Raw genomic sequence first — 12,155 nt, 5'->3', positions numbered from 1 at the left:
TTACTGCAAAGGGGCCATTAGGCCCCTTTTTAAGCTGCAACAATACACGTGTTTTTGAAATAAATTTCATGACAAGTGATTAATCTGTTCATCATTTAACCAATAAATATGGCGTATTTTGTTCATTAATGGCGCGATGCCAGATGGCTAAAATTCCCCCTATTCAAGGAGAAATGATGATGAACAAGACACTATTTGCCCCTTATTTGGATGTGACCGTTGATGCGATTTGGAATGACCCGCTTTCTCCTAACGGCAAACCAAACCCTAAATATAGCCAAGCTGCAATTAGTCACAGCGTTGATGGTGTTTACTTGGCTTTTTTAACCGCTGATCCTAATAATAATGCCGCATGGGGAGCATATTCGAGTATGCCTATCGCTTGGGCTAAGCCATTTTGTGATGCGTTAATTGAAGCCAATATCAAAGTGATTGTGTCATTCGGAGGTGCAGCTAACTATGATGTCTCTGCAAGGCAGACTGTTGACCAATTGATTGCAACTTACCAAGAAGTCATTGATATACTTGGTGCCTCACAACTGGATTTTGATTTTGAAAATGATTTATACGATGCCGATAAAACCTTTACCGCACTATCAACCATCGTGAAAAATAACCCTGATATCACCTTGAGCCTAACGTTACCTGTTATGCCGTATGGCCTTGTCGAAAAAGGGTTAGCGCTAGTACAAAAATCGGTTAACGCAGGTTTAAAAATGAAAGTGAATGGTATGGCGATGGATTATGGTCAAGGAACGGATAAAAATATGGGGCAGGCCGCCGTAGATGTGGCAACCAGTCTAAAAAACCAATTAAAAACCTACTACCCTACACTGACAGATGCTGAGCTGTATGATTTAGTACAAGTCACACCGATGATTGGCCTTAATGATGATAGGTCTATGTTTAATTTTAACGATATCAATACATTAAGTAATTTTGCAAAAACTAATGGTGTGAACTTAATTTCAATGTGGAGCTTAACCCGCGATAGGGTCGGCGTCGGCGAGTCCGCATCAGCCTCTTATTCAGGTAACCCCGAGCAAACCAAAGATTTTGAATACACGGAACGCTTCACTAACGCACTGAAATAACGGCCCAAGGTGAGGCGATACATTGCCTCACCTTATTTTCCTGCTTGTTCAATCATGTGTTTAAGCTGTTGCGGATCATGCAACCATGCTGGCTCACTAGTGCATCCCATCGTGGTGAAAGAGCGATGACAGACATCATTACCCCAACTATCCCACGCATCATTTTGTTGTTTTTGAGCAAGTAAATCTTCATAGCTGCGCTCCTCTTCAGCGACTTTCTTGTTTGGATCAAACATGAAGCGTTGCTGCTGCTTGATAGCATCAATACCTTGATAATCTTCATCATACACACGGTCAGCAGGCGCTTTTTCTGTGAAGGTATAATCCGTTGCTATGGCTTGGGGAGACATAATAAATAGGCTAAATATCAATAAATTTTTAAGCATCATCATATTTTCATTACAAAATAATGCCAAAATTATAAATATGACAAATGAGATGGCGAGTTTTATCAGTAAAAACTCGCGTGATTGGTCTTTTTATCCGCAAATAAGTGATAGTTTAACCAAGCATCAAACGATTGATTTAATTAAACTTTAATATCAAATAGTCAATCATATAAAGCTCAATGAAAAATAACTGGTTTAAACCCTGACTATGACGGATAAGCGTGGTATCCCATTTTTTCTGAAATCTGACGTCCGGCAGCCTTTAGCAAACGGATATAATATTCCAACTGCTGTTCATCAAAACGAATTGTAGGAAAGGAGATTGATAGTCCTGCTATCACATGCCCTAAGCGGTCATAAATAGGTACGGCAATGCAACGTAACCCTAACTCTTGCTCTTCCCTATCCTCTGCATAATGTTGCTCTCGCACCACCGCTAATTCAGCCATTAACGCCTCAATACTCAATAGTGTTGTATCGGTTTTTTTGACGAATTCAATCTGCGCTAAAATACCTGTTACTGTTGCTTCATCCTGCCATGCTAAAAGCACCTTACCGATCGCAGTACAATACAATGGATTACGCCGTCCAACCCGTGAGTACATGCGCAAGTTGTAGCTAGAATCAATTTTATGAATATAAATAATCGCATTATCATCAAAAGCACCAAGGTGCAGCGCTTCATGGGTTAACTGTCCAATATGGCGCATCTCCTTATCAGCAATTTCAATTAAATCAACATACTCTAGAGATTTAGCACCCAACTCGAATAGTTTAAGCGTCAATGAATATTTATCCGCTTCCCCTTCCTGTGCCACATAACCTAATTGTTTCATGGTTTGCAAGAAACGATAGGTAGTCGCTTTTGACATCAGCAGTCGTTGTGAAAGCTCAGACACACCAATCTCTTTTTGTTCTCCTAATGCATTGAGAATACTGAATACTTTTACTACTGACGAAACGGCATCCGTTTGCGTGACCTTATCCACCATTCACCTTCCTATTTATTCAAATCAATATGATAGCCATATCAGATGGTTTGATGTGCTGACTTTATGTTTACTCAACAGCATAAAGATCACTTTCATGAAAAACAAGAACGGTGATTTGATATTTTTAAAACGGCGTTTCATTTTTATTTGAACTTGTCTAAAAAATAGGTTTTAATGCTGTTAGCTAATGAGGTTTGACTCAATTCGGTTATAAAAAATAAAAACGATAGGTGGTAAAAATGGCTACAGCTTTGCAAGTTGCCGTGATTGGCGAATGTATGGTTGAGTTACAAAAATCAGGGGAATTATTTAAGCAGACTTTTGGCGGAGACACCCTAAATAGTGCACTCTACCTTGCACGTTTAACCCACAAACAAGGTGTTGTCACTCGCTATTTAACGGGGCTTGGTCAAGACCCCTTTAGCCAACAAATGCGAGAAAGTTGGCAAGCCGAAGGGATCTATACTGACCATGTCGTGATCGCCGAAAAACACCTTCCCGGTATGTATTTAATTGAAACTTCAGAAGAGGGTGAGCGCCGTTTTTTTTATTGGCGTGATAACTCAGCAGCGAAATTTTGGTTAAATGCGCAAACCGCCGAGCGCACCCAACAATTACTGAATCAACAACAATATCTCTATTTAAGTGGCATCAGCTTAGCTATTTTACCTGAAGCCGCTCGCCAATTGCTGTTTACACTGTTAGCAACAGCTCGCCAGTCAGGTGCTAAGGTCATTTTTGACAATAATTATCGCCCTGCATTATGGCCTTCTGTCGAGGCGACACAGCAAGCCTACCAACAAATGTTATCACTGACTGATATTGCATTTTTAACTTTTGATGATGAGCAACTGCTGTATGGTGATCAGCAAGAAAGCCAATCCATTGCACGTGCACAGCAGCAGGGTGTTGAAGAGATCGTTATTAAACGCGGAGCAAAACCCTGCTATATCATCATTCACGATCAACAATTCGAAGTGGCTGCGAATAAAGTGACTCACGTCATTGATACCACCGCCGCTGGCGATTCTTTCAGTGCAGGCTATCTTGCCTGTCGAATTCTAGGTGGCTCTCCTGAAGAAGCGGCTCGCACAGGCCATTTACTTGCAGGAACCGTGATCCAACACCGAGGCGCCATTATTCCGCGTGAAGCGATGCCTATCATAGAGCTAAACAATATCAAAGGGATCTAAACATGAATCAATTAATCGAAAAACTAAAAAAAATCAGTGTGGTGCCAGTGATCACAATCAACAAGGCGGAACATGGCGCGCCTCTCGCACAAGCGCTAATGGAAAATGGTCTACCTTGTGCTGAGGTCACCTTTCGCACTCCCGCCGCAGTACAAGCGATTAAAAATATGCGAGCAGCATACCCCGAAATCCTTATTGGGGCGGGCACGGTATTGACCACGCAACAGGTTGATCAAGCCATTGACGCTGGCGTGGATTTTATCGTAAGTCCAGGTTTTAACCCTAAAATCGTCGCTTATTGCCAACAAAAAAATGTCATTATTATCCCTGGGCTCAATAACCCAAGCTTAGTTGAGCAGGCATTAGAATTTAATTTAACCACAGTGAAGTTTTTCCCAGCAGAAGCTTCTGGTGGCGTAGCGATGCTAAAAGCAATGAGCGCGGTTTATCCTGTTAACTTTATGCCAACGGGTGGGATCAACCCCAAAAATATCAAAGAATATAAAGCACTACCATCTGTATTAGTTTGTGGTGGCTCGTGGATGGTGCCTAATGAGCTGATCGATAATGAAAATTGGCAAGCTTTAGGCCAATTAATTGCTGACGCTGCGAGCCTTTAACCAACGCCTCTGGCGCTCTTTACACTATCTTAAGTCAAGAGCGCCAACTTATAGAAGCGTAGCGATAATACGCAATAAATTACAGTCACATTATTGATACTCTCATCCTTTAGCTAGCCACTTCCCTGTCTGCTCTTTTAATCGTAAATAGCCTACGACTCCGTTAATGATTTTAAGCGACCGCGTAAACGTTTTATGGCTTGGCTATGGAGCTGACTGACTCGCGACTCTCCGACCTCCAAAACCGCACCAATTTCTTTTAAGTTCAATTCTTCTTGATAATAGAGGGTAAGTACCAGTTTCTCCCGCTCTGGTAACTGCTCAATTGCCTCAATGATTTGTGCGCGTAGATTAGACTCCATCAGTAAACTTAATGGATTGCCTCCATCACTTTCATCAATAGCAGGCTCACAGCTTTCGCCATGAATTTCATGCCATTCATCATAGGAATAAAGTTGACTGTTGTTGGTATCAAGTAAGGCTTGACGGTATTCTGTAACGTCAATATTGAGTGCTTGGGCAATTTCACTTTCCGTCGCACTGCGACTCAATGATTGCTCTAATTCTCCAATGACTTTAGCCATTTCACGAGCTTGTCGGCGCACACTACGCGGTGCCCAATCTCGACTGCGCAATTCATCTAGCATGGAGCCGCGAATACGCTGCACTGCATAAGTGGCAAATGATGCTCCTTGAGAAGCATCGAAGCGCTCTAACGCATGCAATAACCCGATACCGCCAGCTTGAATAAGATCATCAATATCGACGCTCGCAGGCAATCTCACTTGTAATTTTAGGGCCTCATGTCGTATTAAGGGATAATAACGCTCCCATAGGCTATTTTTATTAATTACACCTTCGGCAGTATACAAATCACTCACAACCGGAATCACCCTTTAAAACTTATATAAAGGTATTCATTATGCTAGCTGCACAATAATTCAATCCGTAGAGTAATGAGGTAAATTAGTGCTATTTATCCTAACCTAAATAAATTTAGCGAAGACAATTACACTGTGAGTATATAATGTGATGCCTGAATGATAAACAAAAAGGCCAGAACAACGTCTGGCCTTCAATCACTGATATTAATCCGTGACGAATTAACGTAACAGGCTCAGAACACCTTGTGGAACTTGGTTTGCTTGTGCCAGAACTGAAGTACCTGCTTGTTGCAGGATTTGACCACGGCTCATGTTAGACACTTCTGTTGCAAAGTCAGCGTCTTGGATACGGCTACGTGCTGCACTCAAGTTGTTGACTGAGTTGTTCAGGTTATTGATAGTAGATTGCATACGGTTTTGGAATGCACCCAGTTTAGAACGGTATGAATCCACATTTTTCAGTGCAGTATCTAAAGTATCTAATGCGTCAGATTTTGCAGCAGTACCGCCACCTAGACCAGTGATCTCAGTACCTTTCACATATTCAGTTTTACCTGAAGTAGTTGTTGTGTCTTTAGTCGCTTCGTACCATTTATTATCTTTTGTATCTTTGATATAGAATTTATTAGGGTCTGTTTTATCTGCATAAATTTCAGCAGTGCCAATTTTTGCGCCACCTACGCTTGCAACAGCATAGTTATCAGCATCTACGCTGATTGCAGTGCCTTTACCTGCTGGCTCTTTTGGACCAGCTGCAGCCGCAGAAACCTTCTCAACTTTGTCTTTGAAATCTTTGATTCCTAGTGTATCAAGATCCATCTTTTGCATTTCCATGCTGATAGTTTGACCATCTTTCGCACCTACTTGGTAAGAAACAGTGTCACCATTTAGAATTTGTGTTCCGTTAAATTCAGTGTGTTGATAGATACGGTCGATTTCATCCAGACGTTGTTGTACTTCATCACGAATTGAAGTGATATCGCTGTCAGAGTTACTGCCGTTAGCTGCTTGAACAGTCAGTTCACGGATACGTTGCAAGTTTTCGTTGATTTCGTTAACTGCGCCTTCAGCAACTTGCGCCATTGAAATACCGTCGCTCGCATTACGAGAAGCTTGGGTCAAACCTTTGATGTTAGCAGTGAAACGGTTAGCAATCGCTTGACCTGCTGCGTCGTCTTTTGCGCTATTGATACGTGAACCTGAAGATAGACGCTCAATTGCAGTACCCAGTACGCTTTGTGAACGGTTTAGGTTGTTCTGAGTTGTCAGAGACAGGATGTTAGTGTTGATAACCTGTGCCATAATATATGTCCTTGTTATTCCGTAATAATAAAGTTAGCCAATCTGTTAGGCTTTACAGTTTGTTGCCAGCAATACCATTATCGGCGGCATAAAAAAGGGCTTTAGGGATTTCGACAAAAATTTTTTATCTCAAAGCGAGAAACCCAGCTACCGCCCCGCTCCAAGCGGTAAATTATTTTGTCAAAATAAATTTATAAACCGCAAATTTTAAATTATTGATTATCAATAGAGATAAATACCCTGTTTTGTAGGGTCAACTCCTGCCATCATTATTTATCGACTTAGTCTAAGATTTCCGTTCTTCTCGCCGATAACCCTGTAAATGAGAATAATTTTTTAGGAGAGAACAATGGCTGGTATATCGACACTCGGTATCGGGGCAAACTTAGACTTAAATAACCAAATGGACCAACTTGAAGCGATGGAAAAACGTCGCCTTGAGCCATTAACGGCACAAAAAGCCAGCTATGATGCACAGATTAGCGCTTTTGGTAAGATGCAGTCATCTCTAGAAAAATTAAAAAAAGCGGCGGAAGATCTTAAAAAATACAATGATATCAGCACCACCAAAGTGAACGGTGAATATAAAAGCTTCGACGTTAAAACAGATGGCAAGGCCGTAGCTGGGGTTCATGATGTCCTAGTCACTCAACTTGCGAAAGCACAAACTATTGCGACTAAAGGCCATGATGATAATAAAAAATTATTAGGTAACGGTAACGCAGAGCGAACTATCACTATCACTCAGCCTGCTGAAGAAGATCCCATTATTATCAAACTTGATAATGAACACACCTCTTTGGTTGAAATCGCTGATGCTATCAATAAAACAGATAAAACGGTCACCGCCGCGGTGATCAAAGATAAAAGTAATCGTTATCATCTTGTCGTTACCTCCAAAAAAGAAGGTACTGAACACCGTATTAATATCAAAGTTGAAGGTGATGACGAGCTCGCTAAAATACTGAATGTTGAGTCTGAACTAGACAGTGGTGGAAATGTCGTTTTAAAAGATAAAGAAAACATCGGCATGGAGCAAAAAGTTCCCCCGCAAAATGCCTTGCTAAATATTGATGGTTTTGAACTTGAATCACAAAGCAATGAAGCAAAAGATCTCTTTCCTGGGCTCACTTTGACATTGAAAAAAGAGAGTGAAGACAAAAAACCTGACCATTTGATCATTTCTGAAGATATTGAGCCCGCTAAAGCAAAAATTAAAGCGTGGGTAGACGCCTATAACGAATTCCAGAATTTAGCCAAAGAATTGACCAAATATACGCCAACAACGAAAGGAACCGCCCCAGATAAAACCAATGGTCCACTTATCGGTGATTCGACATTACGCACAATTCAAAGCCAATTACGTACTCAAATACGTTCAGCACAAGATAGTGGTGAAATTAATTTATTAAATAAAATGGGGATCACACAAAAAGTTGATGGCACATTAGAGATAGAAGATAAAAAGTTCGAAAAAGCGTTAAAAGAGAATCCTGGTAGCGTCAAAAGTTTCTTTATGGGGGATGGTAAAGAGACAGGCTTTGCAACCGAGAACTTTAATTTCTTAAAAGATACCCTCGATGCCCGCGAAGGCACACTGCATAACGCGACTGATGGCGTACAAAAGAAAAAGAAAAGCCTTGATAAGCGTATTGAACAAACTAATAAGCAGATTGAAAACACCATGGATTTATACCGCCGCCAATTCCAAAATTTAGATAAAATGATGAATTCACTCAATAGCACCAGTAACTCATTAGGCAGACTGTTAGGTTAATAATTATGTATCAGCAAAAAGCAAAACAAGCCTACCAACAAGTCGATTTGGAAAGTGAAATTGCCAATGCGACCCCATACCAACTGATTAGCATTCTCTATCGAGGGGCGTTAAGCGCCCTCAAACGTGCTGAAATTTTTATGCAACAAAATAATATCGCTGCAAAAGGCAAAGAACTTTCTAAAGCAATCGATATTATTGACACAGGTTTGAAACAGGCGCTCAACCATGAGGCCGGAGGTGAAATCGCCGATAATCTTGCAAGTCTTTATGACTATATGATCATGCGCCTATTAAATGCTAATCTTGAAAATAATGTGGCTTATATCCAAGAAGTTTACCAATTACTCTCCGATATCGCGTCAGCTTGGCAACAGATCGGGGCAAATGTGGATGAAAGATAACCAGGTGAATAATAAAAAACCTACCGATTTATATGAAATCTATCGTGATGTCTTAGCATTAAGTGAAAATTTAGTCGCACTCGCAGAAGCACAACAGTGGGAACAGTTAGTTGCCCACGAAACAGAATATGTTTATGCCGTCGAAAATTTAACGCAGCTAACTCATGAGTTTGAAGCACACCAACCCATCACCGATGAGTTGGTTAGGTTATTACATCAAATTATTGAGAACGAGCAGATCACGAAAACGCATTTACAACAGCACTTAGATTTTTTAAGTAAAGAAATGAAGCAACTGGACCAAAAACGAGCACTCAATAATAGCTACGGCCAATTTAATGAGCCAGATACGCCAATAACAATAAAACCCATTGAATAGCCATGTGTGTCAGGCGGCCTACCTGACACTTATGGATCGATTACTGTCTTAAACGCTGCTGTTTCTTTAGTTTTTTCAACAGCATATTGCGTTTTAAGGTCGATAAATGATCAAGAAAAACCTTTCCATGCAAATGGTCAATTTCATGCTGCATCACAATCGCCAAAAATTCATCAGAATCGGTGATAAACGCCTTCCCGTCTCTATCTAGCGCCTTAACTTTTACGCGCTTAAAACGTGCCACATCAGCATAAATTTCAGGCACGGATAAACAACCTTCTTGGTAGCTCGTTTCCCCTTCACTTTCAATAATTTCAGGGTTAACAAATACCATAGGCTGATCACGGTTTTCAGAAATATCAATCACCATCACCGATAATGTTGCGCCAATTTGCGTCGCTGCTAAGCCAATACCATTATCGGTGCTGTACATGGTATCCAATAAATCATCAATTAATGGCTGTGCTGCCGCAATGTCGGTGACTGGGTCACATTTAACGCGTAACCGCTCATCGGGTATCTCAATAATAGCTCTTACTGCCATATCTCAAAAATCCTATCTGTCATACTCTTTATTCAAACTATTACGCATTATCGTCTTTTTAAATTGACGATAAGATGCAAAAAATGGCATTACCCACTAGCTAAAAAAATCACATCAAGATCAACTAGGTTGACCTAAAAATAAAACACCCTATAATTTCACAGAAAAATAACATGTTATCTAGAAAAAAACACTAAAAATAATAGCCGTTTATTTTTATTGCTACATCGCAGCTTAGCAACCCTAACTATGCTAAGGTTTTAACCATATGATTAATTAATAATATAAATTAATAAAAATCGTTATCTCAGAAAATACATTCAAAATGCTAATATTTTAATCTCCGTTATTTATGATAATAGTAAAATTAAAATATCATGGCATATTGCTTTTATTTTATCATTTATAAAGTGTATAAAACCGCACTTAATTCATACCAAATCACTTTTTACGATATCATTGAGAGTAATATTAGAATATTCAAAAGTGGCCATTAACTCTAATATAAATTAATGCCTCTTTTTGAATGTAATAGAAGCAAAAATTAGAGGCGTTTATTTCATTAATAAGGATATCAACATGAAAAAAACGTTATTGGCGAGTTCAATGGCGGTATTAGCACTTTCACATTCAGCACAGGCGGCCCCCCTATTTCCGAGCGCAACAGAGGTTGCCTTCGATGTCGCTGAGTCACTAGCTGAGTTCCAAAAAGCCGCTGAATTATTCAAACATTACAGGGCAGAACAAGCAAAAAATATCGAAATACCTACCCTAGAAGAGTTAGTGTATCAACAACTCATCAAACAAGATAAAAAAGTGACGCCGACGATCACGGAGATTGATGAAAAGATCCAACAGTCGATTAATATTAACAATGATTATATTGATAACCGATTGATTGAGCATCACCGTGATTTAGACAATAAGCTTGAGTTACTCGATTCACAACACAGTACAATCCAAGCTGAAAATCAAAATAGGTTTGCCCATTTCCAGCAAAATCTCGATAACACACAAGCCTTCAATAAAGTACGTTTTACCCAGCTAGATAAAAAAATCACTAAAATGGAAAAACAGGCCAACTCAGGTATCGCTTCTGTGGCGGCTATGTCTAATATCCCTTATTCGTTAAATACACGTTTTAGTGCTGGCATTGGCTTGGGTCATTACCGTAATGGCAATGCTATTGCTGCTGGAGCACAATACCAATTAAAAAAGGATCTGAATCTGCGTAGCTCTATCGCATGGAATAATGCCGATAGTGCGATTGTTGGTGCAGGTATCGCCATTGGTTGGTAACTCATCATTTTTGATGATACTTATGCTTAAGTAAAAAATATCCTCCGGCGTAGCCGGAGGTTTTTAATATGCGCCGATAAGGCTTTGTTACCTACCGCGCCCTAACAGGCGCACAACGGCTCTGACATTCTTCTACTCACATAACTTTCTTAAAATACTGCCTACCGCTCTACGTTTTTCACCGTGAAAAACTTGTCTTCTATATTTGGGTGCAAATTCCATCGTGTATGCGCTAAGCTCTTTTCGTCTCCCATTGGAACCCCCCTTTTGATTTCTTATTTGACTCTTGCCGTTGCCAGGCCGCAAGATGTTTTAACAAATCAAAAGGGGTTTTTATATCTTATTCAAAACTGAAAGCTTTACGGCCCCCCAGCCTAGCTGGGGTTTTCTATATACAATGAACTGTTTCCATTTACTGAGCGCCTTCTCAACTTTCTGCTTCAATTGAAAGTAAAAAGAAACAGTTAAAATATTTATTTATCCACCCCAAAAATGTTCAAAACAATTTAATCAACAGAGTAGTTGTCTAAAAAAACACGTAAATTACCCCCTCAACCCAATATATGATGACATAGCTTATCTTTAATTTATTAATGTAGCGTTCCATTTAAGTTTTTCACTCGCGGAGCCAATACCTCTGTGTCTTCTTTTGCAAGGTATAATTGACCCAATATCTAGCTCTATGATTTTTGTGCTCTAACAAAGTAATAAAAGAAAGAGACTCTAGGAGCATACACAAGTATGTAACGAGGGCGAGCGTCGCCAACACACGAGGGTGCAAACAGTGGCAAGCTAGCGCTATAACATTAGTGTTCCGACAAAATAGCAAAGGCAAGAAACCCTAGGAGCATACATAAGCATGTCACTAGGGCGAACGAGTGTGGACAATACCGTTAGGTGAAAAAGGTGACGAGCGAGGGCGACTGCTAAACAGGAATCGACATCACCTCTTGGTACGCCGCAACCAACTTATTACGCACTTGGATCCCCATTTGTAGGCTCAAGCTGGCTTTTTGCATATCCACCATAACATCATTTAACGAGACATTACTTTTACCTAATGTAAAGTCTTCTATCTGTTTTGCCGATTGGTTTCTCACGGTATTGATTTGATTAACCGCTGAAACCAGATGATCGGCAAATCCAACGGGTTCAACCACCGGTTTTTGATGGTTTGCGGCCTGTAATGCCGTTGTCTGTAGCTGCGACAACACCCCTTCAATTGCTTGGATTGTCATTTTCTTCTCTTCAATGTCTGTGCGAACAACCATCGCTGTT

13 protein-coding genes and 1 pseudogene are annotated in these 12,155 nt (G+C 40.2%); 7 read left to right on the top strand and 7 right to left on the bottom strand.

Annotated features, from left to right (window positions below; all coding sequences use genetic code 11):
- Positions 1-176 precede the first annotated feature (176 nt).
- Entirely contained in the window at positions 177-1,094 is a 918-nt protein-coding gene (locus PSE69_RS07040) for a chitinase (RefSeq protein WP_158002582.1), read from the top strand.
- A gap of 32 nt (positions 1,095-1,126) precedes the next feature.
- Here the strand turns inward: PSE69_RS07040 and PSE69_RS07035 are convergent, their stop codons facing one another.
- Positions 1,127-1,444 (bottom strand): hypothetical protein, encoded by a 318-nt coding sequence (locus tag PSE69_RS07035; RefSeq protein WP_227698412.1) that lies wholly within the window; start codon positions 1,442-1,444, stop codon positions 1,127-1,129.
- A 245-nt stretch (positions 1,445-1,689) separates the two neighbouring features.
- Positions 1,690-2,475: a DNA-binding transcriptional regulator KdgR gene (gene kdgR / locus PSE69_RS07030; protein WP_040133018.1), complete on the bottom strand. Its 786-nt coding sequence runs from the start codon at positions 2,473-2,475 to the stop codon at positions 1,690-1,692.
- Between the two features lie 239 nt (positions 2,476-2,714).
- On the opposite strand from kdgR, the gene PSE69_RS07025 reads away from it, so the two are divergent.
- The gene (locus tag PSE69_RS07025) at positions 2,715-3,668 is read left to right on the top strand and encodes a sugar kinase (protein ID WP_121875148.1); all 954 of its coding nucleotides are present in this window, start codon (positions 2,715-2,717) and stop codon (positions 3,666-3,668) included.
- Positions 3,669-3,670: 2 nt separating this feature from the next.
- Positions 3,671-4,288 (top strand): bifunctional 4-hydroxy-2-oxoglutarate aldolase/2-dehydro-3-deoxy-phosphogluconate aldolase, encoded by a 618-nt coding sequence (locus PSE69_RS07020; protein ID WP_014658082.1) that lies wholly within the window; start codon positions 3,671-3,673, stop codon positions 4,286-4,288.
- Positions 4,289-4,440: 152 nt separating this feature from the next.
- Here the strand turns inward: PSE69_RS07020 and PSE69_RS07015 are convergent, their stop codons facing one another.
- On the bottom strand, positions 4,441-5,169 hold the full coding sequence (locus PSE69_RS07015) for an RNA polymerase sigma factor FliA (RefSeq protein WP_042116490.1): 729 nt from the start codon (positions 5,167-5,169) through the stop codon (positions 4,441-4,443).
- A 222-nt stretch (positions 5,170-5,391) separates the two neighbouring features.
- Positions 5,392-6,474, bottom strand: a complete 1,083-nt coding sequence (locus tag PSE69_RS07010; protein ID WP_121875149.1) for a FliC/FljB family flagellin — start codon at positions 6,472-6,474, stop codon at positions 5,392-5,394.
- A gap of 349 nt (positions 6,475-6,823) precedes the next feature.
- Here PSE69_RS07010 and fliD point away from each other — a divergent pair, with 349 nt between their 5' ends.
- Genes fliD through fliT form a run of 3 tightly spaced genes read left to right on the top strand, consistent with a single transcriptional unit; the run spans position 6,824 to position 9,034 of the window.
- Complete coding sequence (gene fliD / locus PSE69_RS07005) at positions 6,824-8,251, top strand: flagellar filament capping protein FliD (RefSeq protein WP_004918704.1); 1,428 nt, start codon at positions 6,824-6,826, stop codon at positions 8,249-8,251.
- 5 nt (positions 8,252-8,256) lie between these two features.
- Positions 8,257-8,655 (top strand): flagellar export chaperone FliS, encoded by a 399-nt coding sequence (fliS, locus tag PSE69_RS07000; RefSeq protein ID WP_004918702.1) that lies wholly within the window; start codon positions 8,257-8,259, stop codon positions 8,653-8,655.
- A complete protein-coding gene (gene fliT, locus PSE69_RS06995; protein WP_004918700.1) occupies positions 8,645-9,034 on the top strand; it encodes a flagellar protein FliT in 390 nt (129 codons plus the stop codon). Before fliS ends, fliT begins: the two co-directional genes overlap by 11 nt.
- A 40-nt stretch (positions 9,035-9,074) precedes the next feature.
- Here the strand turns inward: fliT and def are convergent, their stop codons facing one another.
- Positions 9,075-9,578 carry a peptide deformylase gene (def, locus tag PSE69_RS06990; RefSeq protein ID WP_004918698.1) on the bottom strand — a complete coding sequence of 168 codons (504 nt, stop codon included), beginning with the start codon at positions 9,576-9,578 and terminating at the stop codon, positions 9,075-9,077.
- A gap of 579 nt (positions 9,579-10,157) precedes the next feature.
- Between def and PSE69_RS06985 the strand changes: the two genes are divergently transcribed.
- On the top strand, positions 10,158-10,877 hold the full coding sequence (locus PSE69_RS06985; protein WP_121874874.1) for a YadA-like family protein: 720 nt from the start codon (positions 10,158-10,160) through the stop codon (positions 10,875-10,877).
- 135 nt (positions 10,878-11,012) lie between these two features.
- On the opposite strand, the pseudogene PSE69_RS06980 reads toward PSE69_RS06985, so the two are convergent.
- Both PSE69_RS06980 and fliE read right to left on the bottom strand, forming a co-directional pair.
- Positions 11,013-11,131, bottom strand: a pseudogene (locus PSE69_RS06980) (IS200/IS605 family transposase); the annotation flags it as partial.
- A gap of 672 nt (positions 11,132-11,803) precedes the next feature.
- Positions 11,804-12,115: a flagellar hook-basal body complex protein FliE gene (gene fliE, locus PSE69_RS06975; RefSeq protein WP_014658077.1), complete on the bottom strand. Its 312-nt coding sequence runs from the start codon at positions 12,113-12,115 to the stop codon at positions 11,804-11,806.
- Between the last annotated feature and the right edge of the window lie 40 nt (positions 12,116-12,155).

The organism is Providencia sp. PROV122, assembly GCF_028482365.1.
Taxonomy (GTDB): domain Bacteria; phylum Pseudomonadota; class Gammaproteobacteria; order Enterobacterales; family Enterobacteriaceae; genus Providencia; species Providencia stuartii.
This window is presented reverse-complemented; position numbering and strand designations above follow the sequence as displayed.

Coding starts and splice junctions, on each gene's coding strand:
- PSE69_RS07040 (WP_158002582.1), top strand. CDS start 177: ATGATGAACAAGACACTATTTGCCCCTTATTTGGATGTGACCGTTGAT.
- PSE69_RS07035 (WP_227698412.1), bottom strand. CDS start 1,444: ATGTCTCCCCAAGCCATAGCAACGGATTATACCTTCACAGAAAAAGCG.
- kdgR (WP_040133018.1), bottom strand. CDS start 2,475: ATGGTGGATAAGGTCACGCAAACGGATGCCGTTTCGTCAGTAGTAAAA.
- PSE69_RS07025 (WP_121875148.1), top strand. CDS start 2,715: ATGGCTACAGCTTTGCAAGTTGCCGTGATTGGCGAATGTATGGTTGAG.
- PSE69_RS07020 (WP_014658082.1), top strand. CDS start 3,671: ATGAATCAATTAATCGAAAAACTAAAAAAAATCAGTGTGGTGCCAGTG.
- PSE69_RS07010 (WP_121875149.1), bottom strand. CDS start 6,474: ATGGCACAGGTTATCAACACTAACATCCTGTCTCTGACAACTCAGAAC.
- fliD (WP_004918704.1), top strand. CDS start 6,824: ATGGCTGGTATATCGACACTCGGTATCGGGGCAAACTTAGACTTAAAT.
- fliS (WP_004918702.1), top strand. CDS start 8,257: ATGTATCAGCAAAAAGCAAAACAAGCCTACCAACAAGTCGATTTGGAA.
- fliT (WP_004918700.1), top strand. CDS start 8,645: ATGAAAGATAACCAGGTGAATAATAAAAAACCTACCGATTTATATGAA.
- def (WP_004918698.1), bottom strand. CDS start 9,578: ATGGCAGTAAGAGCTATTATTGAGATACCCGATGAGCGGTTACGCGTT.
- PSE69_RS06985 (WP_121874874.1), top strand. CDS start 10,158: ATGAAAAAAACGTTATTGGCGAGTTCAATGGCGGTATTAGCACTTTCA.
- fliE (WP_014658077.1), bottom strand. CDS start 12,115: ATGACAATCCAAGCAATTGAAGGGGTGTTGTCGCAGCTACAGACAACG.